Genomic DNA, 25,558 nt, shown 5'->3' on the forward strand with positions numbered 1-25,558 from the left:
TATACAATTTTATGCGCTCGCGCTGGGGAAATTTTGTGAAGACTCGCTTCGCCTACTCATTAATCGCACTTGCACTGGCTCAACATCAGTCTGTCATTGCCGCCGAAACCGTACTCGATAAAGATGCATCTGAACAGAGTCTGTCTACAACGAACTCGTCAGCAACAAGTTCAGTAGCGACTCAATCAGAGTCCACCGAGCAAGTCACGCTGGTTGCTCCTGAGCGCATTGCCGTGCATGGCCGCGCGATGCAAATGTATGTCGATAAGGAAACAACGATAGGTACTAAGACAGCGATTAATGTCATGGAGCTGCCGCAGTCGGTGCAAGTGCTAACCGAACAGTTAATCATTGACCAAGCAGCGCGCAATATCACCGATTTATATCGCTCTATCGCAGGTGTGAGTGAATTCAGTTATTCCGGTGTGACCTTTCGTGGTTTTCGTGATGATGCTAACGTCTTCTATGATGGGGTAAGGGGCGATCCCTACTCTGGGTTTTCTGTGCCACAACTGTTTAATGTGCAACGGGTTGAAGTGTTAAAAGGGCCTGCATCGGCACTTTATGGCGGTGGTGAACCCGGTGGCATGATTAACTATGTCACTAAAAAACCGACCTTTGTGGAAAGTAAAGAGCTGACATTAAGCGCGGGTAGCGAGGATATGATGGGTGGCTCGCTGGATTTAACGGGCGGCTTAACCAAAAATCTCGCCTATCGTTTTGGTGCTTATTACCAGCAGGAAGATAGCTTCCGTAATAATGCCGATAGTCAAAATGCGGAAGTGGCAGGAGGGTTACTGTACGAAATCAGTGATGATACTAAGCTCACCACCACTTTCGATATCATTAAGCAGGATTTAGGCGGCAATCGATTGCGCGGTGTTCCTACCGATGATGACGGTAACTTCCTCGTTGATCCTTCCTATAACACCAATGAGAAAAGTGATTTCCAGAAGATGGATGCACTGGTGCTGCAATCTATTCTCGATCATCAATTTACCGATAATTTCTCGATCAAAACTCAGGTCCGTTATCTCAATAATGAGTCAGATCAGCAATATCATGAGTCGCGAGGCTGGGTGGATGTCAATGGCGATGGTAGTGCTGATGTGCTTGATGGCACCATTAAGCGTGAGTATCGCGTGCAATCACGCGCTAATGATGAAATCAGTTTAACCAATGACTTTGTCTATGCATTCGATGCCTTAGGTTTTGAACATGAATTCCTGTTCGGCGGTGATTATCACTACGTTGAAACCGAATACCACTACAAACTGGCGACTGATAAGACAGGCGTCGGCAACCTGAATATTTTTGACCTTAATTATGGTGAAACCGACCCTAGTAGTTACAACCTGACGGACAAAGATACCGATGGCGTCCGCGCTAAGCGTTATGGTGTTTATGTACAGGAACATCTGCACTTTAACGAACAGTGGTCCATAATTGCAGGTCTGCGTTTTAGCCAGTTTGATGATTATGATAAAAAGACGGGTTTCTCCTTCAGCGATAACGCGATAACGCCAAGGGCAGGGCTGAATTATCGCCCTATCGATTCAATGTCCTTTTATTTGAATTACTCTGAAAGCTTTAAACCTGCATCCTTAACTAATCAAGCTGAAAATATTGGTGACGGTTTCCTCGATCCTGAAACCGGCAATCAAATTGAGCTTGGGATGAAGAATGAATGGCTTGATGGCCAGTTTATGACAACCTTGGCTTTGTATCGAATTGAAAAGCAAAATGTTGCTCAAGCTAACCCCTTAGATACTGGCGATGACGATGGTATTCCAAATTTGCTTAATTTGGGTGAAGTACGCAGTCAAGGCGTTGAATGGACGCTGGTAGGTGATCTAACCGATAATCTAACCGTTACGGCAAATTATGCCTATAACGAAACCGAAGTGATTAAAGGTGTTACAAACGACAGTTTAACGAATACCTTTGACAGTAAGCACTTTGCTAATGCGCCGCGTCATCAAGCCGGACTATGGACGCGTTATGATATCGATGCGTTAGATTCTGCGATTGCCTTTGGCATGGATTACGTGGGTGAGCAGTTTAGCCTCGAGGGCCAAACAGTAAAACCCCATACGATTTTTGATATGAGTTGGACGACCCAGTGGGATCAAACCCAAGTTCGCTTAAATCTTAAAAATATCTTTGATAAAGAATACGCTGTCAGTGGTTTTACTAAGCATAATGGTCATTTCCCCGGTGAGCCGCGCAATATCACTCTAGAACTGAGTCATAAGTTTTAATTGTTCATAATTTAAACTCCAGACGGTGAATCTGATAAGGCCTGATATGTTACGAAACATATCAGGCCTTATTGCATACACAAACCATGCTTCACAGTGATAGGTAAATTATTAAAATGGCTTTTATTTTAGTGATAATGTGAAATGAAAAACTTGTATCAAGTTGTTTTATTGATAAAATGGCGGAAAATTAGTCTGCATATAAAAATAACGCCCATAAAATTAGGAAGTATTAATGTCTAAAATGGTTTGTCGTCACTGTGGTAGTCAAGTAGGATTTTTTGCAGTTTGTTCTTCATCAAACCCATTTAAAATAAACTGTATAGGTTGTGAAAATAAAATAGTAGTCAATTTACCTGCCGCTATATTCAGTGCTCTCTTAGTTGCAGTCGCAGTAATTGGGATCCTTTTCGTTGACGAACATTATTCCCTTGGTAATAAGTTCTTACTTCTATCTATAATCATAATGTTTATTATTGCAGAGTATTGTTACTATCAAGGGATAGGAACGGGTTTTATAAAAAGCAGTCTTGTTGATGCAGATAATGCTAGAGATACGAGTAATGAAGGATCTGCTTATGACGCGCAAGGGAATGAATTGAGTATTGTACCAAGATTAAAAAATGTGAACTACATCAGGCACCTGAAAGATGAACACAATGTGGCTGATGATATTCCGTACACATCACCATTCGTTGGTGACCTCTTGTTATCGTATGCCTTTGATACAAATTCACAATTTATTGCCGTTAGCCCTAATACGGCAGCGCACTTTGGATTGAAGGGTGATACGTGGCAAGATACGGCAAAAATGAATACATTGCCTAGCTTGTCGTGCTTAAAATATACGCAGCAGGGGGAAATGTACTTTATTAGTGCTGAAGATAATATGGCGGCTTGTACTTTGTTGTGGCCAGAATTATGGGATCAAATTGAGAGAGATAATCAATTGTCTGTAGCGGTAGCGGCACTTCATCGTGATGTTGTTATATTTGTTGATAAAGAAAACCAACAAGCTATTCAAGAGTTAACTCACTATCTGTCCGAATACCAAGCTACGGATAATCATGAGTTGTCCAGATTAATATTTGAGCGACATGGCCGTTCTTGGGATGTTTTACGCTGTACGGTATTTAAATTTTAACATTGTATGCTCTGCTATAGCTTTAGTTTTGGATGTATTATTTATATAGGCGCACTATGATTAGACTTTCATTGATAATGTTTTCATTGATTACGTTGGTAGGTTGTAATTCAATGAACAAGTATATTTATAATGATACACATGTATATTGGGTTAAGCCAGATTACTCGGATATTAACTACACAAAAGGAAAGAAGGTGCCTATGTATGGCGTCGATCTTTCATCATTTAGGGTACTAGATGAAAAGATTTATGCAGTTGATAATAAAGCAGTTTACTATTCTGGCATTCCTATACCTTTTGCAGAACCTGGTAGTTTCAAATTGCTTAAAAATGGCTATGCAATAGATGAAAAGCATGTTTTTTTACAAGGTGAAATCATCTACGGCGCTTCACCAAAACAAGTGAGTTTTTTTAATGATAATATAAGTGTTATCAAAGCTGGTGAATTTATTTTTTATGAGTATAAGGGATTTAATCCTTGTGATGTTAAAAGTTTTTTACCATTTAAAAATGAAGAACGTTGGAGTCGAGATGCAAAATGTGTCTACTATAAAGATCGTATAATAGCTACTGCTGATGCAAACACATTCATGCCTTTGAACTATCAATACGCAAAAGATAAAAATGGTATATTTTATGAGTCTACACGTTTAGATGACGCAGATTTAGCGACGTTTAAAGTCATTGATTGGCATAAGTTTAGTGCTAGAGATAAACTTGGTTGTTATCAAGATGCATTAAGGGTGGGTTGTGAAAATGTCGACGTTAATAAACCTATTTCTAATATAAGTAGCGATGATTTTATTTCGAAAACAGTAAAAGGTTTCCGTGATGAGAAAGCTCGAATATTAAGTCAAGCACAGGAGAATCAAATCGCTCATGTTGGCATGATAGTGGAGCATTTAGCTGGTGATATCGGTAGTCCAGAAGTGCTGCTAGCACAACGTTTTGATAAAGTAGATACGGACTATGGTTTTACATTAATAACGACAGACTTAATTCCTAACAAAGTTAGCTTTAAATTTTTAGGTAAGAGGGAAGGGGGAGCAGTTTTTAATGTATATAATTCTGCAGTATATGGACTTATGCAATTGGAATTTAATTTGGATGGGGAAATAATTAAAGAGCCAGTATATACGGGGAGAAGCTACAATTTTTTGCAGTACAATACGGGTAAGTGTGCTTATCGAGTCGGACAATGTACTGAATATTCAAAAGTGGTGTTAACGTCAGGTGAATACTTACAACAAAAGAGCATTGATGTCATCTATAATGAAGGTGTTTGGTATAGGAATATTAATCTAAGTAATGGAATTACCATGAAAGAGGTGATTATTTATAACCGTTACGGATTACCAGTTTATTTTTCGACTGAACATAATGGTATGCTAAATTTTGAAATGGTACGTGAAGATTTATTACCTCTAATGCCTAAGTAAATTATGTTAGGTAATGCCAAACCTATGGTTTATGCACCTTTACATCTCTAATTTGGTTTATTTTCTGAAAAGAAACAGCCACCTTAAGGTGGTTGTTTCTTTTTCATTTATTTGCTTTTGGTAAGCTGATGTTTGCTTAACTATGTTGATCAATAACTCGCTGTATGCACTGAGCGTACTGCTCGACCTGATGGGTCGATAATGCCGCGTAAGCTTTCGTCCCAAGCTAGCGCTTCTGGTGTTGAACAGGCGACGGATTTACCGCCTGGAACCGTTTCTGCAGCGCCGCTCAGTGGATAATGTTCCTCAAAGAAGCAGCGATAGAAATAGGCTTCTTTGGTTTCTGGCGTGTTGTATGGGAAACGGAATTTCGCGTTCGCCAGTTGTAAATCATCCACACGCGCTGCGGCTTGTTCTTTCAAACCGTCAATCCATGAGTAGCCCACGCCGTCACTGAATTGTTCCTTCTGACGCCACGCCACTTCTTTTGGCAACTTGTGCTCAAAGGCTTGGCGCAAAATGTGTTTCTCGATACGGCCATCCTTAGACATTTTCGCTTCAGGATTGATGCGCATGGCCACATCCATAAACTCTTTATCGAGGAAGGGCACGCGAGCTTCTAATCCCCAAGCGGCCATGGCTTTGTTGGCTCGCAGACAATCGAACAGATGCAGCTTGTCGAGTTTGCGGACTAATTCCTCGTGGAATGCCTGTGCGTTTGGCGCCTTATGGAAGTATAAATAGCCGCCAAATAGCTCATCAGCCCCTTCGCCAGATAACACCATCTTAATGCCCATGGCTTTGATTTTACGCGCCATTAAATACATTGGTGTGGCAGCACGTATGGTGGTGACATCATAGGTTTCTAAGTGATAGATCACTTCTTTAATCGCATCTAAGCCTTCTTGGAAGGTGAAATGGATCTCATGGTGAATCGTACCAATCGCTTCGGCGACCTTTTTGGCGGCGATTAAATCTGGCGCACCTTCAAGGCCGACGGCAAAAGAATGCAACTGTGGCCACCAAGCGTTGGTCTCGCCATCGTCTTCAATTCGGCGTTTAGCAAAGGTTTGCGTCACGGCGGAAATGATCGATGAATCTAAGCCGCCCGACAGCAACACACCATAGGGCACGTCTGACATTAATTGGCGCTTGACCGCCGCTTCTAATGCGTCACGCAATTCTTCTTGGCTTGCTGGGTTATCTTTAACCGCATCATAGCTTTGCCAATCGCGGCTATAGTATTTAACGGCTTCACCATCTTTTGAATAGAGATAGTGGCCCGGTAAGAATTCTTCTACCGTTTTACACACTGGCATCAAGGCTTTCATTTCTGAGGCAACATAGAAGTTACCCGCAGCGTCACGGCCTGTGTATAGCGGGATGATACCCATGTGATCGCGGCCGATAAGGTATCTATCTTGGGCTTTGTCATATAACACAAAGGCGAAGATACCGTTTAATTTATCAAGAAATTCAGTGCCGTATTCTTGATACAGCGCCAAGATCACTTCGCAATCGGAGTTGGTTTGATAACTGTACTTATCGCCTAACTGGGCTTTCAGTTCTTTGTGGTTATAGATTTCGCCGTTGACCGCGAGAATTAAACTGCCATCTTCGGTCAGCAGCGGCTGGGCACCGTGTTCAATGTCAACAATCGCTAAACGTTCGTGGGCAAGAATCGCCTTATCACTGGCATAAATACCTGACCAGTCAGGGCCACGGTGGCGCATGAGCTTAGACATTTCTAGCGCGACTTGGCGCAGTTCTTTGGCATCAGATTGGATATCTAAAATCGAAAAGATTGAACACATAGTACAACTCCCACACTGTCTGTCATTTGAGGATGTCTCAATTGAGGTTTAATGTGCCAGCAATTTAGGTATTTGCCAAACACTATTTTTGATGTTTTATCTGCTTATTGGTGTTTTTGTTGATTTAGATCTTTATGTTTAAGTGTTTTATTTGAGGATAATTCATTTAATCTGCGTTATTTTTGATGATTTGTTTTTATTGTTTGATTTGACGCGGGGGGTTTTGGGGAATTCATAATGTTTTTTTAAAAAGTGTCGACGACAGAAAATCGTCAAAAAAGACCTTAAATGGCGAGTTATCACGTTTAAGTGTTTTATTTTTAATCAATTATTATGCTGTCTTTAACATCAAAAGGCGGCATAAACCTATGGATAACGATATTGAGGGACGGATATTTTGTGACAACTGCGGGTTTAGTGAGTTAAAAACAAAAAAGCACGTGAATGGCTCACGTGCTTTTCCAAATTATTTGGTACTTTGCCTAATCTGTAGCTCTTTAGAAGGCGCTTTATTCAGAAGACTTTTTACTAAAAGACTCCTTACTAAGGTGGCTCTTACTCAGCAGCGCCTTACTCTGGATGCGCACTATTTCGCATCCGTTGCTAGCGTCGTTTTGGCGGGGCGCAGGCTATTAAACTCAGTGCCTTGATAATATCCCGGCCAATCTTTGCTGTTGCCCAATGTGCGCGTGACTTGGTAGTAGACTTGCAAGTCTTGCAATGCGCCACTTAAATCCCATTCTTCACGATATTCATCGCAGACATTGTGATAACAGCCCTTCATCGTGGCTTGCATCTGGGTTTTATAGGCCGCTGTGGAATCATCGACGGGCTCGCTACCGCCCCCTGCAAAGACGGCGGGCACGCCTAGTTTGGCAAAGCTGAAATGATCTGAACGGAAGAAACCGCCCGAAGCGGGATTTTTCTCACCCATGGCGATGCGATTTTGTTGTTTCGCCGCATCGATAAGGTAAGGTTCTAACTCGGATTTACCTTTACCGACGATAGTAAAGTCTTTGGTTTTACCATAAATATTGGTGCTATCTAGGTTTAATACCGCCACAGTGTTATCGATAGGATAAAGTGGGTTGGCAGCATAAAAGCGCGAACCGAGTAAGCCCTGTTCTTCACCTGTGGTGGCGATAAAGGTGACCGATCGCGCTAAACCGTGGTCTTGTTTCGCATTGTCGGCCAACTGCCTGGCGATTTCGAGAATGCCCGCAATACCTGAGGCATTGTCCATGGCACCGTTGTAAATTTGATCGCCTGTTTTTGTCTCGTCTTTACCTAGGTGATCCCAATGGGCGGTAAACAAGATCTGCTCATCGGCTTGTTTGCTGCCGGGGAGTGTGGCGACCACGTTGTAGCTATTCGCGTATTCAGCCTTATTTTTAAAGGCGATACTGGCCGTTTGCTCAAGGGGTAAATTGATTGAGCTATCAGCGGCGCGAGCCATCAAGTTAGTGAGTGATAAACCAGCTTTATCAAAAATTTGCGTCGCGGCATCTAAGGTGAGCCAGCCTTCAACTTGCACTCGGCTATCTTGCTCTGCTTTGCTGAGCACCAGATCTTGCTGTGGCCCAGTCCAACTATTCTCTATTACAGACCACGGGTAAGAGGCGGGCTCAGTATCATGGATAATCAAGGCGCCAAGGGCACCTTGACGACTGGCCTCTTCAAATTTGTAACTCCAACGACCGTAATAGGTCATAGCTTTGCCGTTAAACTTACCTGAGTCAGGGCGGGCAAAGCCGGGATCGTTCACTAAGATCACCGCGATTTTGCCTTTCATGTCGAGATCTTGGTAATCATTCCAACCATATTCTGGGGCATTGACGCCATAGCCAACAAAAACTAATGGCGCATTTTCAATGTTAATACCACCGTTATCATGGCGACTGCTAAGCACCAGATCTTTGCGGTATTTAAAGGCTAATCCTGCCAGCGTGACTTGCTGCGCTTCATCTGCGGTATAGCTCACCATAGGCACAGGTTGCAAAAAGCTGCCTTGGTATGCGCCCTTGAGCCCCATCTCTGTAAAGGCTTTGGATAGATAGTCCAAGGTGAGTTTTTCACCGTGAGTGGTCGGTGCACGACCTTCAAATTCATCGGATGACAGAGCTTTAATATCATCTCTAATGCGCGTTTCATTAAATTGCGCTGTTTGAGGTTCTGTTAAAGTCTTTTTAGCATCGGGTTGTGTCGTATTAGGGTTACAGGCACTCAGCATCGCAAGTGCGCAGAGTGGATACAAACGTCGCATAGGTTAATCCTACTGTTGTTTTAATTAATAGGGTTTTGACTTCTAAAGTTGGTTTTTATCAATGACTTTTAATTAATGGAAAGCGAGGCTTATCATGAAGCAAGCCGCTGTGGGCCACAAGGCTGAGCGGCTGGTGAATGTGTTACTTAATGTTGCTTTACCCTATGCAATACGCCTTCTAGCAGGTTTATTGCATAGGCTGATGTCTGAATGGCTAGTAAGAATCAGTGGCTAATGGAGTCTGTAGGCTAATGATTAGACAACGTCTATATCGCCAGCGCAGGCAAACACATGATTAGGGCGGAAGGGTTCCTTATCAATATCTTCAAGCTTACTCACGCCACTGGTGACCAGAATGGTTTCAAGCCCTGCTTGAAAGCCCGCCAAAATATCGGTACGCATATTGTCGCCAATGATGACTGTATCTTCCGAATGCCCATCCATATGGTTAAGTGCCGAACGAATAATCCAAGCGCTAGGTTTGCCCACATAAAAGGGCCTTTTACCAGTAATACGTTCGATGGGTGAGCATAGTGCGCCACAAGCTGGACTAAATGCTGGGCCGTGGGTGTCCGGATTGGTGGCAATAAAGCGTGCGCCGCGAGCCACAAAACCTGCGGCCTTATGGATCATCTCCCAGTTATAGGAACGCGTTTCTCCAATAATGACGAAGTCAGGATTAATATCGGTAATGGTAAAGCCCGCTTTGTAGAGTTCATGGGTGAGGGCTCCTTCACCGATAACAAAGGCTTTGCTGCCTTCTTGGTGTTTTAAAAAGTCGGCAGTTGCCATGGCGGAGGTATAAAAACATTCTTCAGGAATATCCATGCCGGCAGCACTTAAGCGGTTTTGCAGATCCTTACCCGTTTGTACTGGATAGTTGGTGAGGATCACTAAAGGATTACCCTGTTCTAAAATACGTTGGATAAATTTATCGCTACCGGGGATCAGTTTATTGTCGTGCAGTAGTACACCATCGATATCGCAAATAATATTTTTCATCTAATAGTCTCTTTTCATGCCGAGCAAAATTCACTTTTTGTTGGGTTATCTAATGCCACATTGTGCTAGAAAACAATGCTTTTGTGGCAAATGGCAGAAAAAAAAGAGACCCTAAGGTCTCTTTCTGTATTCATCGGTACTATCAGTAAACAGTATCGAGCATTAATCAGGTGCGTAACCGCTTGGGCCAATAAGATTACCATCGAGATAGGCTTGGCCGTTTTGCATGTTAAGACGCTGTTGGCTGAACCATTTTACCACTAATGGGTAAATTGCATATTCTTGCTCATGCACGCGGGCGGCGAGCATGTCAACGGTATCGTCTTCATAAACAGGGACTTTAGCCTGTAAAATCACCGGGCCAGCATCTAGCTCAGGCGTGACAAAATGCACGCTTGCGCCATGTTCGCTGTCGTTAGCGTCGATGGCGCGTTGATGGGTGTTTAAGCCCGTGTATTTGGGTAACAGCGAAGGATGGATGTTGATCATGCGACCTAAATAACGATTGACGAAGTCATCGGTTAAGATCCGCATAAATCCCGCCAATACGATTAAATCGGGCTGATACTGTTCAATCACCGCGATTAAGCGTGCATCGTATTGTGCGCGAGATTCACCTTGGTGAGCTATCACGCAGCTGGTATCAATTTCACTATAATGGGCGCGCACTAGGCCATAGGCATCGGGTTTATTACTGATCACTCCGACAACTTCGGCCTGCAGATTATCGTCACAACCGTCGATAATCGCTTGCAGGTTACTGCCATTTCCGGAAATTAATACAACTACACGACAGCTCTTGGGCATTACAGGATCTCCACTTGCTCTTCATTGCCTTCACGATGTGCAATAGCACCGATAAGCCAAGCTTGTTCGCCTTCAGCAGCCAGTAATGCAAGCGCTGCATCCACTTTATCGGCTGGTAACGCGACTAACATGCCAACGCCACAGTTGAAGGTGCGATACATTTCGTACTCTGCAATGTTGCCATTTTCCATTAACCAACTGAAAACCGCAGGCCATTGCCATGAATCACCTTGGATAACTGCTTTGCAATTATCCGGCAGTACGCGAGGGATGTTTTCCCAGAAACCGCCGCCAGTAATGTGTGCCATTGCATGGACGTCTGATGCTTCAATCAGTTTGAGCAATGATTTAACGTAAATTTTGGTTGGCTCAAGTAGATGCTCAATCAGCGGTTTGCCATTGAGATCTTGCTGAGGGTCTGCTTGGCTCACTTCTAATACTTTACGTACTAAAGAATAACCATTTGAATGAGGGCCGCTCGAGGCTAATGCGATAAGTGCATCACCCGCTGCTACTTTGCTACCGTCAATGATGTCGGCTTTTTCAACTACGCCCACACAGAAACCTGCTAGGTCGTAATCTTCACCTTCGTACATGCCTGGCATTTCAGCGGTTTCACCGCCAATTAACGCGCAACCAGATTGGAAACAACCTTCGCCGATGCCGTTCACTACAGAAGTTGCAGTTTCAACATCGAGTTTGCCCGTTGCATAGTAATCGAGGAAAAACAGTGGCTCAGCGCCTTGAACGATCAGATCGTTCACACACATGGCAACTAAATCGATGCCGACAGTGTCATGTTTTTTATAATCGATAGCTAAACGCAGTTTAGTACCAACACCGTCGGTGCCAGAGACTAGAACAGGTTGCTTGTATTTAGTGGGGATTTCACACAGGGCGCCAAAACCACCTAAGTTGCCCATAACTTCTGGACGACGGGTACGTTTAACGGCGGCTTTAATGTTACTTACCAGTGCATTACCTGCATCAATATCAACGCCGGCATCTTTATAGCTCAGTGGGGTAGGTGTGCTCACGGAGGGATCCTCTCGGGTACATCGTTATTGGATTTTATGCGGCGGTATTCTACCAGCTTGTGCTAGGGGTCGAAAGCCATGATTTGGATTTATGGCCCTCGGCGGAGTTTTTTTGGTCTGAATGTGGAATATTCCACTTTTCGAGGTCTTGAGTTTGGTCACAAAATAGTAAATCACAGTAGGTATCTTAGACGATTGGGGATTATTCTTGGGAGATCGCTCACGATTAGACCGAATGGCAAAACTTTATGTTTTACCCAATAAACAAATCAACTAGAATCTGAAAAATTTGCCTCAAAAAATAATATCCGCGAACAAAAGTAGGAGAGAAAAATGAAAGTTGTCGAGGTTAAACACCCGTTAGTGCGTCACAAAATCGGCCTAATGCGCGAAGGTGACATTAGCACTAAGCGTTTCCGTGAACTGGCTGCTGAAGTGGGCAGCTTATTAACCTATGAAGCTACCGCAGATTTCGAAACTGAAACTGTTACGATTGAAGGCTGGAATGGTCCGGTTGACGTTGACCAAATTAAAGGTAAAAAAGTCACTGTCGTGCCTATTTTACGTGCGGGTTTAGGTATGATGGATGGCGTGCTTGAGCATATTCCAAGTGCGCGTATTTCAGTTGTCGGGATTTACCGCAACGAAGAAACCTTAGAGCCAGTACCTTACTTTGAAAAGCTTGCTAGTGATATGAATGAGCGTATTGCGCTGGTCGTCGACCCTATGTTGGCGACGGGAGGCTCTATGATAGCGACCGTTGATTTACTGAAAAAGCGCGGTTGTACTTCGATCAAGGCTTTAGTATTAGTGGCGGCACCTGAAGGGATTAAAGCCTTAGAAGCGGCGCATCCTGATATTGAATTGTATACCGCCGCTATCGATAGATGCTTAAACGAGAAAGGTTATATCCTGCCTGGTTTAGGTGATGCGGGTGACAAAATTTTTGGTACTAAATAATCGTTCCTGCGCCAGTTAATATTACCTGTGAATATTGCCTGATAATATTGGGCGCTTGATCTAAAAGGCCGAATCGCAATGCGACTCGGCCTTTTTATTTTGTGTGTTATTTGCTGCTACAGCACCATAGCCGCAATCCAACCAAATATTAACAGAGGAATATTGTAGTGGATAAAGGTCGGGATCACGCTGTCACGAATGTGGTCGTGTTGACCATCGGCATTTAAACCCGCAGTGGGGCCTAAGGTGGAATCCGATGCAGGCGATCCCGCATCACCTAATGCCGCCGCTGTACCGACTAACGCGATAGTTGCCGCCACCGAAAAGCCAAAACTTAACGCTAGGGGGACATAAATAGTCGCAATGATAGGGATAGTCGAGAAGGATGAACCAATTCCCATCGTAATCAGTAACCCGACAACGAGCATTAAAAAGGCGGCGAGGGCCTTATTGTCACCAATAAGGTCGCTAAGTGACGCAACCAGCGTGCCGACTTCACCCGTTTCTTTTACCACGGCGGCAAAGCCTGCGGCAGAAATCATAATAAAGCCGATGTTTGCCATCATGCGCACGCCTTGATTGAAAATATCTTGGTCGGCGACATGCTTTAAGGCACCTGAAAAACTAAAAATTATAAAGCCGACTAAGGCGCCAAAAATCATCGAGTCAGTTTCAAGTTGCACTAATAACGTGGCAATAATTGCCAGCGTTGCTATGACAATATTGCGTTTATTGAGGTTTTCTTCAGGTTCAGCGACCAGCACTTTGGCCTCATCATAACTCCGAGGTTTACGGTAACTGATGAATACGGCAGTGAGTAACCCCACCACCATCCCCGCGGCAGGAATTAACATGGCTGGCGGAATTTGCTCGCGTGCCGCGACTAAGCCATTGTTGGTTAAGTTAGACAGAAGAATGTCATTTAAGAAAATGCCCCCAAAGCCTATTGGCAGAATCATATAGGTGGTGACTAGACCAAAGGTGAGAACACAAGCGACTAGACGGCGGTCGATGTTCAGTTTGGACATCACATGTAATAGTGGTGGCACTAAAATCGGAATGAAGGCAATGTGAATTGGCAAAATATTTTGTGAGGCCATCGACATAGCAAGCAGCGACAATAAGAGTAACCAACGAACCCAATTGGTGTTTGTCGCATTAGGCTCTTGACCTAAACTGCTGATAATGGATTTGGAGATCAGGGTCGTTAATCCAGAGTGTGATAATGCGACGGCAAAGGCACCTAATAATGCATAACTGAGCGCAATTTGTGCACCACCACCTAAACCAGTGTTAAAGGCATCTATGGTTTGATGAAGATCCATGCCACCCATCAACCCCGCTACTAGGGCGCTAACGGTCAGGGCGATAACCACATTCACCCTCACTAAACTGAGTGCTAACATTAAGCACACTGCAATTACGACTGCATTCATAGTCAATTTCTTAATTCTGTAAACCAAAGGGCGTATTTTTGACTGCAAAGGCTATGTCTGTCCAGTTTGGCGAGAATTATTCTGCAAAATATTTGAGAATGTGATCCCCTTAGCGTTAGGGTGTTAGTTGAATGTGCTGTGTGATGGGTATGACTTAGATAGATTGCTCTATCCTTAGTCAATAAAATCGAATAGCCCTTGAAAAATGTGATATTGGTCTTATATAGGTTGTAAGGCACGATGTACGACTTATAATGCCTAAAGATTTGATTGGTAAGCACACCTCTTAAGCGTATTCCACTTTGCAGCCTTTGGCTGGATAAGTCGTGTTTTAGGGGAGTGTCTTACTTTATAGTTAGTTCAACTCATAGATGGAGATATAAAATGAGCGTATTAGTAGGCCGTCCGGCCCCGGATTTCACTGCTGCGGCGGTATTAGGTTCTGGCGAAATCGTAGATAGCTTTAACTTAACTGCGGCCATTAAAGGTAAACCAGCAGTGGTATTTTTCTATCCACTTGACTTCACTTTCGTTTGCCCATCAGAGTTGATCGCTTTTGATCACCGCATGGAAGAGTTCACTAAACGTGGAGTAGAAGTGATCGGTGTGTCTATCGATTCTCAGTTCACTCACAACGCATGGCGTAATACTCCAGTTGAAAAAGGCGGCATTGGCCAAGTTAAATACACGCTAGTGGCTGACGTTAAACACGAAATCTGTAAAGCATACGATGTTGAGCATCCAGATGCAGGTGTGGCTTTCCGTGGTTCATTCCTTATCGACAAAGAAGGCATGGTGCGTCATCAAGTGGTTAACGATCTGCCATTAGGTCGTAACGTCGATGAAATGCTACGTATGATCGATGCACTGCAATTCCACGAAGAGCACGGCGACGTATGTCCTGCTGGCTGGGAAAAAGGCGACAAAGGTATGAACGCAAGCTCTGAAGGTGTTGCTGCTTACCTATCTGAAAACGCAAGCTCTCTGTAATCTAACTACTGCGAGTGAATAAAAAAGCTGCCAATTGGCAGCTTTTTGTTTTTATAGAATAAATTTAGTGTAAGTCGTTGAGTTTATTCTTCAGTACCACTCTCGGCATCTTGCGCATCAACTGCCAGTAAAGGCCAACCGCCTAATTGTTTCCAGCGATTGACTATGTAGCAAAAGAGCTCCGCTGTGCGTTCAGTATCATATAACGCTGAGTGAGCTTCTTTATTATCAAAGGGAATACCTGCCATCATGCATGCTTTCGCTAAAACCGTATGACCAATAGCAAGTCCTGCGAGTGTAGCGGTATCGAAGGTGGCAAAAGGATGGAATGGTGAGCGTTTTAAGTCACAACGCTCAATTGCCTTACTGACAAAGCCATGATCAAAGGCGGCATTGTGGGCCACAATAATACAGCGATGGCAATCAGAGGCTTTTTGTGCCTTTTTGACGGCTTTAAAAATGTCTAAAAATGCCTCTTTTTCACTGATAGCACCACGTAATGGATTGTTAGGATCAATTCCATTAAAGGCTAGGGCAGCAGGTTCTAAATTTGCACCTTCAAATGGTTTTATATGGAAATGCAAGGTTTTATCTATGCCTAGTATGCCTTCATCATCCATTTTCAGCAGGGTGACGGCTATTTCCAGCAACGCATCAGTTTGAGAGTTGAAGCCCGCCGTTTCGACATCAATGACTACAGGAAAATAGCCTCGAAATCGGTGTTTCAATTTGTTCGCGTCGCAAATGTCGCTCATTAAGGTACCCAAGAAAATTCACAGGGCGCTATTATGCTAAATGCACTGGGGCGTGTCATGCTTGATTGATGGTTTTATGAGCTAAAGGAACTAAATAGTTTGCCGATAAAGCCATGTAACCGAATAAACATGAGTAAAGGCTATGTGGCGAAAACTGATATTAGTATCAATTTTATGCGTTCCAGCAACTGCAGTGGCAGAGTTGCGCCATTATGTGGCCTCTTTAAATAATTCCCAATGGCGGGTCAGTGAAAATTCTCCTATCGTTTGTCGCCTTGAGCACGATATCCCGTCTTATGGTAGAGCTATTTTTACCAGTGAAGCGGGTAAACAGTTGAATCTTAACTTTACCTTAGATATGTGGGTCAAACCGGATCAAGTGACGCAAGCACAGCTGATAAGCCGCGCCCCGCAATGGCGTCCTGGCTTGGTATCTAAAGAAATTACCTCTTTACATTATCAAAAATATTTTAATGGTGAAGTGCCTAAGCGCGCTGCTTGGTCAATGCTAGACGAATTAAGCCGCGGTATGCAGCCAACGTTTTATTATGCGGATTGGTATAACGAATCGACTAAAATTGCAGTGGGGTTATCAGCGGCCAATTTTGGCCGTAAATATGCCGAGTTTAAGGCTTGTCTTGCTCACTTATTACCTTATAGTTTTGAGGACATAGCGTTCACAGTGCTTAATTACGATGAAGGTGGTACCGACTTAACGCGTTTTTCTAAACAACAGTTAACACGGGTACAGGAATATCTAGCCTATGATCCTAATGTTGAATTAGTGCTGGTGGATGCTTATACCGACAGTTATGGTGGCCGTTCGGTTAACCAAAAAGTGTCAGATAACCGCGCTGAGTCGGTTAAAGAGTTTTTCCTATCCAGTGGCATTCCTCAAGATCGTATTTTAACGGTTGGGCACGGTGAACGTCGCCATGTTGCTTCAAATGAAGATATGGATGAAAGGGCTCGTAATCGCCGAGTGGTGATCAGGATCAGTAAACCCATGTAACCTGTATAACAATTTGAATGGAAAATACTGTTAATGCCAAGTTTACGACTTGGCATTATTATTTTTGCTCCAAATAAAAAAAAGCCCACTTAATCTAAGTGGGCCGCAAAATAATGCATTTGCAATCAACAAATTGAAGGAAGGAAGTCAAGCATAAGAACCAGGGATGAAACTGACATGTTGGGAACACATCAGCTTAAAAGTTCTTGTTTTCAATATCTGCAAGCAGATACTTCCTGAAAACAAAGCTATTCTAGTGCTTGATTTTACACAAAACAAACGAGAAAAATTGCCCATATACATTAGCAAATCTAATGGTTGATTAAGTGATCTAGCTCACTTAAGTCACTATTTAGCTTGATTAATAACTTATCAATCAGTTTAAGTGCATAAAAATACATTTCAATAAGCTTATCTTTGTTACCACTTTATTAAATCCATTAACCGTCCTAAAAAAAGCTCAATGGGATTACGGGATTGCCATGGAGATTTTAGCTTGTATAGTACTTGCTGAAAAAGGCGTTAAGCCCGAAACCACAAGAAGGACGATAACGAGATGGCAGTAAGATTTCACCTTGCAAAACAAGGTTTGCTAGTCGCCACACTAGGACTGGCGCTTGGTGCTTGCCAAAGTGGCAATACTCCTGAGCAAAATTCAGTTGAGATGCAACAGGCGAGTGCAAATAAATTAGTTTATCCCGACACGGATAAAGGCGACTTAGTTGAAACCATTCATGGTATTTCGGTGGCGGATCCTTACCGCCATCTTGAAGCAAACACACCAGAAACAGACGAGTGGGTAAAAGAGCAGCAAGTTTTCGGTCAAAACTATTTAGCAAAAATCCCGAATAAACAAGCCGTCGTCGAGCGTATCACTGAGCTGTGGAATTACGAGAAAGTTTCAGCACCCTTTGAACATGGTGATAATCAATTCTATTACCGCAATGATGGTTTACAGGCTCAATCTGTACTGTATGTAAAAGGTCGTGATGGTGTTGAAAAGCCAATACTCGATCCAAATAAGCTCTCTGCAAATGGCACGGTTGCACTATCAGGTGTATCTGTTAGCAATGATGGTAAAATTTTAGCCTATGGAGTGTCTAATTCAGGTTCTGATTGGCAGCAGTGGCAGTTTATCAATATCGCCACAGGTAAAAAGCTTGCGGATGAATTAAAGTGGATTAAATTTTCTAACGCAGTTTGGGATAAAGAAAACCAAGGTGTTTTTTATGCGCGCTATGATGCCCCCGCTGGTGGGGATTTATTAGCCGATGTTAACTTTAATCAAAAAGTTTATTACCACACCTTAGGTACTGATCAACGTCAAGATTTATTGATTTACGAACGCCCTCAGAATAAAGATTGGGGTTTTGGAATTGATGTCTCGGAGAAAGGTGAATATTTATTATTGTCTATTTCCCAAGGTACGGATAAACGCAATCGCTTCTTCTATAAATCTCTGTTTGAACCTAAATCTCAAGTGGTGGAATTGATCCTCAATTTAGAAGCTGAGTATGAGTTTTTAGGCAATGATGGCTCGGTGTTTTATTTTAAAACCGACTTAGATGCACCTAATGGTAGAGTGATTGCGATTGATACTCGCAATAGTGATAAATCCCAATGGCAAACGATTATTCCTGAATCAAAGGATCCGATTAATAATGTTGCCATTATTAATGATCATTTAGTCGTGAGTTATTTACACGATGTATTAGGTCAATTATCGATTTACAGCATGGGCGGTCAGAAGCGCCAAGATGTGACTTTGCCAGGTCAAGGCAATGTGGCAGGGCCTTTCGGCAAGGCGAGCAAAGACTATTTCTATTATGTGTTTAATAGCTATATTCAACCCGAAACCACCTATAAGTTTGACTTTAAAACTGGCGGATCAACCGTTATTGCCAAACCTAAAGTCTCGTTTAATCCCGATGACTATATTTCTGAGCAAGTATTCTATAGCAGCAAAGACGGCACACGAGTGCCTATGATGCTGTCCTATAAAAAAGGCTTAGTGAAGAATGGTCAAAACCCAACGTTACTTTATGCCTATGGCGGTTTTGCCATTTCGATGACCCCACGCTTTAGTCCTGCCAATATTGCTTGGTTAGATATGGGGGGTATTTACGCCGTGCCAAGTTTACGAGGTGGCGCTGAATACGGTGAAAGTTGGCATCAAGCAGGGATGTTCGATAAAAAGCAAAATGTGTTTGATGATTATTTTGCTGCTGCCGAATACTTGATTAACGAAAAATACACTAATACATCTAAGCTTGGCGCCTATGGTCGCAGTAACGGTGGGCTCCTCATGGGCGCGGCGATAACTCAACGTCCTGAACTGTTCGCTGCAGTATTACCTGCGGTGGGCGTATTAGATATGTTGCGTTTCCACAAATTCACGATTGGTTGGGCTTGGACAAGTGAATACGGTAGCGCCGATAATGCAGAGCAATTTCCCGCATTACTTGCTTATTCACCGTACCATAATGTTAAAGCACAGTCTTATCCTGCGACTATGGTAATGACAGCCGATCATGATGATCGTGTTGTGCCACTACACAGTTTCAAGTTTGCAGCCATGCTGCAAGAAAAACAACAGGGTGACAAGCCTGTGATCATGCGTATCGAGTCCAATGCGGGTCACGGTGCGGGTAAGCCAACGGCAATGAAGATCGATGAGTTTGCCGATATTTATAGTTTCCTATGGCAAAGTTTCGGTTTGACGCTGCCGCAAACTATTGCAAAATAGCGAACTATGTTAATGGAATGGGGTCATTTGACCCCATTGTTTTTCACAAACCCCCTAATTCCACTGAAACCCGCATTATCCCTATCTATATCTTCATGGAGTCATTCACAAGTCTTGTTTCCCTAGGTATAGTAGCCTCAATTTTTCAACCAAAATTTGCTTCCTTTAAATGACGTTTCATTGGCCTATATCTGTCTATTACGAAGACACCGACGCTGGCGGCGTTGTCTATCATTCAAACTATCTCAACTTTTTTGAGCGTGCGAGAACCGAATGGCTAAAAGCCCTTGGTGTAAGTCAGACTGCGTTGTTGGCCGACGATACGGCATTTGTAGTAAAGCGTGCTGAACTCGATTTTCGAAAAGCCGCACGTTTTGAACAGAACCTTATTGTAGAAACTAAGGTCATAGAGTTGAAAAAGGCCTCGTTGGTATTTCATCAACGCTTGGTTGATCATCAGGGAGAATGTTATTGTGAAGGCTCAGTGCTTGTGGTCTGTGTAGCCTTATCACGTATGCGTCCCCGTGCTATCCCCTTAAATATTGTGCAGGAGTTTGACAGTGCAAGCTGATATGTCGATTGTTGGGTTATTTTTACAAGCCAGTTTATTAGTGAAGTTTGTCATGTTCACTTTACTTTGCTTGTCGGTAATGTCTTGGACGGTGATTCTGCAACGCCGTAACTTATTGACATCGGCTAAAAGTAAATCGGTAAAATTTGAAGATAAATTTTGGTCAGGCGTAGATTTAAACCGTCTGTATAAAGAGTTATCTGCTCGTCCCGATAATACTGGCTTAGAGTCATTATTCGTGACTGGTTTTAAAGAATATTCACGTTTAAATAAATTAAATAGTAAAGTGCCAGACGCTGTGATGGACGGTACTTCCCGTGCCATGCGTGTGACGCTTTCTCGCGAAATGGAAAAATTGGAAGCTAATTTGCCGCTATTAGCCACCATTGGTTCAACTAGCCCCTATATCGGTTTATTTGGTACGGTATGGGGTATTATGAACTCATTTATTGCAATTGGCTCAATGGAAAACGCCACATTAGCAATGGTTGCCCCAGGTATTGCAGAAGCATTGATCGCAACGGCTATGGGCCTATTTGCGGCAATTCCAGCAGTTATTGCTTACAACCGTTTCTCGACTCAAGTCGATAAATTGGAAATGGCCTACGCAAACTTTATGGAAGAGTTTTCCAGTATTTTGCATCGCCAAGCGTACAGCGAGAAGGAAGGGGCATAATGCAACCAGCTTATCAGCGTAAACGTCGTCGCCCCGTTGCTGAAATTAACGTGGTGCCCTATATCGACGTCATGCTAGTGCTGTTAATTATCTTTATGGTGACAGCACCCATAGTAACTCAAGGGGTAAAAGTGGAGCTGCCCCAAGGGGCTGCGGAAGTTTTACCTGCGGACAGTAAACCGCCCGTCGTTGCCTCGATTGATGGTGATGGAGATTATTATCTGAATAAAGGTGGTTCAACGAATGTGCCTATGGATTTGGACGAACTTGCTCACGAGGTAGCTGCAATTATGCTAGTTACTCCAGAGGTTCCTGTAGTAGTTAAAGCCGACAGAAATATTCCTTACGATAAAGTGATTCAGTTGATGGTGACCTTGCAAGGTGCTGGCGTACCATCAGTCGGTTTGATGACGGATTCACCCAAGGAGAAATAGGTGGCGGATAATTCAAATGTTGCATTACCTCTGTCAATTTCAGCAGGTATTCATATTGGCGTGATAATTATTCTAGCGCTTGGCGTTGACTTCACCCATAAACCTGAACTTGTGCAACAAGTTAGTGCCCCTGCGGTAAAAGCTGTTATGGTGGATCAGCAGAAAGTCGCTAATCAGGTTGAAAAGCTTAAGCAGGAAATGCGTGAAGCTGAGCGTCTTGAACAAGAACGTCAAGCCGAACTTGAACGCAAAGCTCAAGAGGCAAAGCAAGCACGCGAACGTGAACAAGCACAGCTTAAAAAGCTAGAGCAAGAACGTAAACATCAAGAGATTGAAACTCAAAAGGCCAACGAGGCTGCCAAAGTCGCGCAGGTGAAACAGCAGCAGGAAAAGGAAAAGGCGCAAAAAGCCGAAGCCGACCGTAAGCTGAAAGAACAAGAGCGTAAAGTTGCCGAAGAAGCCGCAGAGAAAGCGGCAGAAAAACGTAAGACTGAGGAAGCAGCTGCAGCGAAGGCGGAAACTGAGCGTAAGCAGAAGGAAGAGGCTGAACGCAAGAAGAAAGAAGAAGCCGATCGTAAACTGAAGGAAGAAGCCGAACGTAAACGTAAAGCTGACGCAGAAGCCAAAGCCCGTGCACAACAAGAGCAGGAAATGGCAGATGCTTTAGCAGCCGAGCAGACGGCGTTGTCGCAAACCATGAATAAGCAGATGCAAACGGAAGTTGGTAAGTATCAGGCAATGATTAAATCGACGATTCAACGCAATCTTGTTGTTGATGAATCGATGCGCGGCAAAACTTGTAAGGTCTCTGTACGTTTAGCTAATGATGGTTTTGTGATCAGTAGTCAAACCCAAGGCGGTGATGCAAATGTGTGTCGGGCGACTAAAGCCGCGATTTTAAAGGCGGGTAAGCTGCCTGTGTCTCCAGATCCTGCAGTTTATAACTTGATGAAAGAAATTAACTTAATCGTTGAACCAACGTTTAATTAAAAGGAGTCCCATGAAAATTTTGGCAAAATGGTTAGCATTGGCAGTATTGCTATGCAGCACCCCCGCAAAAGCGGCATTGGATATTGTGATTACTGAAGGTGTTGATGCAGCCCGTCCTATCGCCGTCATGCCTTTTGTATGGCAAGGCACTGGTACGCCGCCTCAAGCCATCGCTGATGTGGTCATGTCAGATCTTGTGCGTAGTGGCACTTTTAAACCTTTAGACGAGTTAGGATTGCCCCAGCGTAATATTGGAGCAGTAGCGCAATTTCAGGCCAATGCTTGGGCGAGTGTGGGTGCAGAGGCCTTGGTTTTAGGTTCAGTTAAGCCCTATGGCGCAGATCAGTATCTTGTTAGTTTTGATCTGATTGATCTTGTTAAAGCGCAAAACCAAAGCTTAAAAGGTGCTGTCAGTCCAACTGAGTTTTTGATGGACAGCCGCCAAACCGTCATATCAGCGGCACAATTTCGCCAATATGGACATAGGATCAGCGATATTGTTTATGAAAAATTGACAGGTATCCGCGGTGCATTTTTAACGCGTATCTCTTACGTGGTTGTAAACCATGGGCAAAAAGCACCCTATCAGTTGATGATTGCTGACTATGACGGTTTTAACGAGCAAATGTTACTGCGCTCGCCTGAACCGTTAATGTCACCGACTTGGTCACCTGATGGACGTCGTTTGGCTTATGTGAGTTTTGAAAACAAGAAAGCCGAAATTTTTGTACAAGATCTGTATACCCAAGTGCGCACTAAGGTGAGCAGTTTCTCTGGTATTAATGGTGCGCCCGCATTTTCACCTGATGGAAAATCCCTAGCGGTGACTTTATCTAAGGATGGTCAACCCGAAATTTACATCATTGATATCGCAACAAAGGCTATTAAGCGCATTACTAACCATTATGCAATCGATACAGAGGCCACTTGGTATCCTGATGGCAAATCTCTGTTGTTTACCTCTGAGCGTGGTGGTAAACCCCAGTTATATCGCGTAGATTTAGCTTCTGGCAAAGTTAATCGTGAAACCTTTGAAGGTGAATGGAATATGGGTGGTTCTATTACTCCCGATGGCCGTAGTATGATCTTTGTTAACCGAACAAATGGTAAATTTAATATTGCGCGTATGGATCTTAATACGCGTTTTATGCAGGTGCTGACATCGACACGTCTAGACGAATCTCCAAGTGTGGCTCCCAATGGAACTATGGTGATTTATGGCACTACGTATCAAGGCAAACAAGTTTTAGCAGCTGTTTCTACGGACGGACGCTTTAAAGCAAGATTACCGGTAGGTCAGGGTGAGGTTAAATCACCTTCTTGGTCTCCGTTTCTCTAATGTATTACACTGATTTATTAACATTTAATTTTATAAGGAACACGTAATGGATCTGAACAAGTTGTTAAAAGCTATGTTGGTAGCACTTCCAATTATGGCTATTAGTGCATGTAGCTCAACTTCTGAATCAGAAACTGATGCAATGGGCTCTACAAATGGTTCTGGTAGTGAACTGAATGGCGGTGGCGTTCAAACGGGTGGTATTGGCGCTCTGTTGTCACCAGAAGAGCAACAACGTCAGCAGTTAGAAGAGTTAAGAAGAGAGCACATCATTTACTTCGACTTTGACCGCAGTGAAGTTCAAACTGAATTCGCCGCAATATTAGAAGCCCATGGCACTTATCTAGTTGAACACCCAAGTGTGCGTGTACTGATTGAAGGCCATGCGGATGAGCGTGGTACTCCTGAGTACAACATTGCTCTAGGTGAGCGCCGTGCTAAAGCTGTTGCTAAATACTTACAAGGTATGGGTGTACAACCTAGCCAAATGAGTGTCGTCAGCTATGGCGAAGAAAAGCCATTAGACTTTTCTCGTACAGATGAAGGTTTTGGTAAAAACCGTCGCGCAGTTTTAGTTTACTAAGATTGAATTACGGAGAGTAACTACATGAAACGTGCCGTCTTAATTACGGCAATGTTCCTTGGCGCGGGTGCTGCAGTTGCAGCGCCGGCACCAGTGGAAGATATTGCTGGTGGTTCAGGTGATGACAGACTTGCTCGTTTAGAGCGCATAGTTAAATCGAGACAACAAGGCGAGTTAGAAATGCAGCGTCGTCTGGATACTCTGCAGCAGGAAGTTCTCGAATTACGTGGTTTAACCGAACAACAGAATTATCAAATAGAGCAGATGCAACAGCGTCAACGTCAGCTTTATGATGACGTAGCTAATTTATCATCAAAGGCTTCTGCCGCCCCAGCAGCTTCTGCTGCGACATCAATACCTTCTGCGGCTACTGCAAATGCTGCCGCAAGTAGCCTAAGCGAAACTGCAAGTTATGAAAGCGCCGTTAACTTAGTTTTGAAAGAACGTAAGTATGATGATGCTATTCCTGCATTTCGTGCCTTTATTAAACAATACCCAGATTCAGTATATGCCGCTAATGCTAATTACTGGTTAGGACAGTTGTTATTTAATAAGAGTGAATTTGCAGAAGCGAAGCAAGCCTTCAATACTGTGGTTGTACGTTTTAGTGATTCGAATAAACGTGGCGATAGTTTAGTAAAACTTGGCATGATCGCAGAGAAAACAGGTGACAAAGCCGGTGCCACTCAATATTACCAACAAGTAGTGAAAGACTACGCAAACAGCGCAGCTGCACGTATCGCCCAGCAGCAATTAGCTGCAATTAAAGTGTAATTAACTAAAAAACATACTCTTAGTCTGTTTTTCATGCAAACGATAAAAAAATGGGAATTTGCGCTTGCATGGGAAGATGAAAAAGGTATTATAGGCGCCCTCAGAGCGGCGAGGTCGTTCGGGGCGCAAAATACCAGTAAATGGGTCGTTAGCTCAGTCGGTAGAGCAGTTGGCTTTTAACCAATTGGTCGAAGGTTCGAATCCTTCACGACCCACCACTTACTCTAATGAATAGAATAAGTTAGTGGTTTTTAGTGTGATAGTTATAAGTATATTGGGTCGTTAGCTCAGTCGCTTTTTTATAAAGCGAGGGCAGTTGGCTTTTAACCAATCAGTCGAATGGTTCTAATCCCTCACGGCACACCACTTTACTGAAAGTGCATAAATCAGCGTAACAGTTTTAATAGACATATAGATGGGTCGTTAGCTCAGTCGGTAGAGCAGTTGGCTTTTAACCAATTGGTCGAAGGTTCGAATCCTTCACGACCCACCACTTAATCTTACGCATTGTGAATGCAAGAT

22 protein-coding genes and 3 tRNA genes are annotated in these 25,558 nt (G+C 43.4%); 18 read left to right on the forward strand and 7 right to left on the reverse strand.

All coding sequences use genetic code 11. The annotated features are described in order from the left end of the window. The first annotated feature begins 11 nt into the window (after positions 1-11). From L2744_RS07940 to L2744_RS07950, 3 genes are all read left to right on the forward strand, one after another. A complete protein-coding gene (locus L2744_RS07940) occupies positions 12-2,261 on the forward strand; it encodes a TonB-dependent siderophore receptor (RefSeq protein ID WP_248991404.1) in 2,250 nt (749 codons plus the stop codon). 235 nt (positions 2,262-2,496) lie between these two features. Then, the gene (locus L2744_RS07945) at positions 2,497-3,405 is read left to right on the forward strand and encodes a DUF1444 domain-containing protein (RefSeq protein ID WP_248991405.1); all 909 of its coding nucleotides are present in this window, start codon (positions 2,497-2,499) and stop codon (positions 3,403-3,405) included. Between the two features lie 113 nt (positions 3,406-3,518). Beyond that, a complete protein-coding gene (locus L2744_RS07950) occupies positions 3,519-4,847 on the forward strand; it encodes a DKNYY domain-containing protein (RefSeq protein WP_248991406.1) in 1,329 nt (442 codons plus the stop codon). 149 nt (positions 4,848-4,996) lie between these two features. On the opposite strand, the gene asnB is transcribed toward L2744_RS07950, so the two are convergent. Both asnB and L2744_RS07960 read right to left on the reverse strand, forming a co-directional pair. Beyond that, positions 4,997-6,661, reverse strand: coding sequence for an asparagine synthase B (asnB, locus tag L2744_RS07955; protein WP_248991407.1), 1,665 nt, complete (start codon positions 6,659-6,661; stop codon positions 4,997-4,999). Positions 6,662-7,247: 586 nt separating this feature from the next. Beyond that, complete coding sequence (locus L2744_RS07960) at positions 7,248-8,924, reverse strand: M28 family metallopeptidase (protein ID WP_248991408.1); 1,677 nt, start codon at positions 8,922-8,924, stop codon at positions 7,248-7,250. Positions 8,925-9,018: 94 nt separating this feature from the next. Between L2744_RS07960 and L2744_RS07965 the strand changes: the two genes are divergently transcribed. Continuing rightward, positions 9,019-9,159 carry a hypothetical protein gene (locus L2744_RS07965; protein WP_248991409.1) on the forward strand — a complete coding sequence of 47 codons (141 nt, stop codon included), beginning with the start codon at positions 9,019-9,021 and terminating at the stop codon, positions 9,157-9,159. Positions 9,160-9,179: 20 nt separating this feature from the next. Here the strand turns inward: L2744_RS07965 and L2744_RS07970 are convergent, their stop codons facing one another. The 3 genes from L2744_RS07970 to purM form a co-directional block, all read right to left on the reverse strand. Further along, positions 9,180-9,926, reverse strand: a complete 747-nt coding sequence (locus L2744_RS07970) for an HAD-IIA family hydrolase (RefSeq protein ID WP_248991410.1) — start codon at positions 9,924-9,926, stop codon at positions 9,180-9,182. 162 nt (positions 9,927-10,088) lie between these two features. Next, complete coding sequence (gene purN / locus L2744_RS07975) at positions 10,089-10,733, reverse strand: phosphoribosylglycinamide formyltransferase (RefSeq protein WP_248991411.1); 645 nt, start codon at positions 10,731-10,733, stop codon at positions 10,089-10,091. After that, positions 10,733-11,770 (reverse strand): phosphoribosylformylglycinamidine cyclo-ligase, encoded by a 1,038-nt coding sequence (gene purM, locus L2744_RS07980; RefSeq protein WP_248991412.1) that lies wholly within the window; start codon positions 11,768-11,770, stop codon positions 10,733-10,735. Before purM ends, purN begins: the two co-directional genes overlap by 1 nt. A 333-nt stretch (positions 11,771-12,103) precedes the next feature. Here purM and upp point away from each other — a divergent pair, with 333 nt between their 5' ends. Beyond that, positions 12,104-12,730 carry a uracil phosphoribosyltransferase gene (upp, locus tag L2744_RS07985; RefSeq protein WP_248991413.1) on the forward strand — a complete coding sequence of 209 codons (627 nt, stop codon included), beginning with the start codon at positions 12,104-12,106 and terminating at the stop codon, positions 12,728-12,730. Positions 12,731-12,846: 116 nt separating this feature from the next. On the opposite strand, the gene L2744_RS07990 is transcribed toward upp, so the two are convergent. Continuing rightward, positions 12,847-14,166, reverse strand: a complete 1,320-nt coding sequence (locus tag L2744_RS07990; protein WP_248991414.1) for a Na+/H+ antiporter family protein — start codon at positions 14,164-14,166, stop codon at positions 12,847-12,849. A gap of 384 nt (positions 14,167-14,550) precedes the next feature. Here L2744_RS07990 and L2744_RS07995 point away from each other — a divergent pair, with 384 nt between their 5' ends. Next, positions 14,551-15,156 carry a peroxiredoxin gene (locus L2744_RS07995; protein ID WP_248991415.1) on the forward strand — a complete coding sequence of 202 codons (606 nt, stop codon included), beginning with the start codon at positions 14,551-14,553 and terminating at the stop codon, positions 15,154-15,156. Positions 15,157-15,239: 83 nt separating this feature from the next. Here the strand turns inward: L2744_RS07995 and rnt are convergent, their stop codons facing one another. After that, the gene (rnt, locus tag L2744_RS08000) at positions 15,240-15,911 is read right to left on the reverse strand and encodes a ribonuclease T (RefSeq protein ID WP_248991416.1); all 672 of its coding nucleotides are present in this window, start codon (positions 15,909-15,911) and stop codon (positions 15,240-15,242) included. Positions 15,912-16,053: 142 nt separating this feature from the next. Here rnt and motY point away from each other — a divergent pair, with 142 nt between their 5' ends. From motY to L2744_RS08060, 12 genes are all read left to right on the forward strand, one after another. Further along, a complete protein-coding gene (gene motY, locus L2744_RS08005; RefSeq protein WP_248991417.1) occupies positions 16,054-16,923 on the forward strand; it encodes a flagellar protein MotY in 870 nt (289 codons plus the stop codon). A gap of 556 nt (positions 16,924-17,479) precedes the next feature. Beyond that, on the forward strand, positions 17,480-19,669 hold the full coding sequence (locus tag L2744_RS08010) for a prolyl oligopeptidase family serine peptidase (protein ID WP_248991418.1): 2,190 nt from the start codon (positions 17,480-17,482) through the stop codon (positions 19,667-19,669). 169 nt (positions 19,670-19,838) lie between these two features. Beyond that, positions 19,839-20,240: a tol-pal system-associated acyl-CoA thioesterase gene (ybgC, locus tag L2744_RS08015; RefSeq protein WP_248991419.1), complete on the forward strand. Its 402-nt coding sequence runs from the start codon at positions 19,839-19,841 to the stop codon at positions 20,238-20,240. Then, the gene (gene tolQ / locus L2744_RS08020) at positions 20,230-20,916 is read left to right on the forward strand and encodes a protein TolQ (protein WP_248991420.1); all 687 of its coding nucleotides are present in this window, start codon (positions 20,230-20,232) and stop codon (positions 20,914-20,916) included. The genes ybgC and tolQ overlap by 11 nt, the downstream gene beginning before the upstream one ends. After that, positions 20,916-21,350: a protein TolR gene (tolR, locus tag L2744_RS08025; protein ID WP_248991421.1), complete on the forward strand. Its 435-nt coding sequence runs from the start codon at positions 20,916-20,918 to the stop codon at positions 21,348-21,350. The genes tolQ and tolR overlap by 1 nt, the downstream gene beginning before the upstream one ends. Then, positions 21,351-22,340, forward strand: coding sequence for a cell envelope integrity protein TolA (gene tolA / locus L2744_RS08030; protein ID WP_248991422.1), 990 nt, complete (start codon positions 21,351-21,353; stop codon positions 22,338-22,340). A gap of 10 nt (positions 22,341-22,350) precedes the next feature. Continuing rightward, positions 22,351-23,679 (forward strand): Tol-Pal system beta propeller repeat protein TolB, encoded by a 1,329-nt coding sequence (tolB, locus tag L2744_RS08035; protein ID WP_248991423.1) that lies wholly within the window; start codon positions 22,351-22,353, stop codon positions 23,677-23,679. A gap of 46 nt (positions 23,680-23,725) precedes the next feature. Continuing rightward, positions 23,726-24,262 carry a peptidoglycan-associated lipoprotein Pal gene (pal, locus tag L2744_RS08040; RefSeq protein WP_248991424.1) on the forward strand — a complete coding sequence of 179 codons (537 nt, stop codon included), beginning with the start codon at positions 23,726-23,728 and terminating at the stop codon, positions 24,260-24,262. 24 nt (positions 24,263-24,286) lie between these two features. Then, positions 24,287-25,036, forward strand: a complete 750-nt coding sequence (gene ybgF / locus L2744_RS08045; protein WP_248991425.1) for a tol-pal system protein YbgF — start codon at positions 24,287-24,289, stop codon at positions 25,034-25,036. A 142-nt stretch (positions 25,037-25,178) separates the two neighbouring features. Beyond that, positions 25,179-25,254, forward strand: a tRNA-Lys gene (locus L2744_RS08050). A gap of 58 nt (positions 25,255-25,312) precedes the next feature. Continuing rightward, positions 25,313-25,402, forward strand: a tRNA-Lys gene (locus L2744_RS08055). Positions 25,403-25,453: 51 nt separating this feature from the next. Then, positions 25,454-25,529 (forward strand) — tRNA-Lys (locus tag L2744_RS08060). Positions 25,530-25,558: the final 29 nt, after the last annotated feature.

This window comes from Shewanella profunda (assembly GCF_023283765.1).
GTDB classification, from domain to species: domain Bacteria; phylum Pseudomonadota; class Gammaproteobacteria; order Enterobacterales; family Shewanellaceae; genus Shewanella; species Shewanella profunda.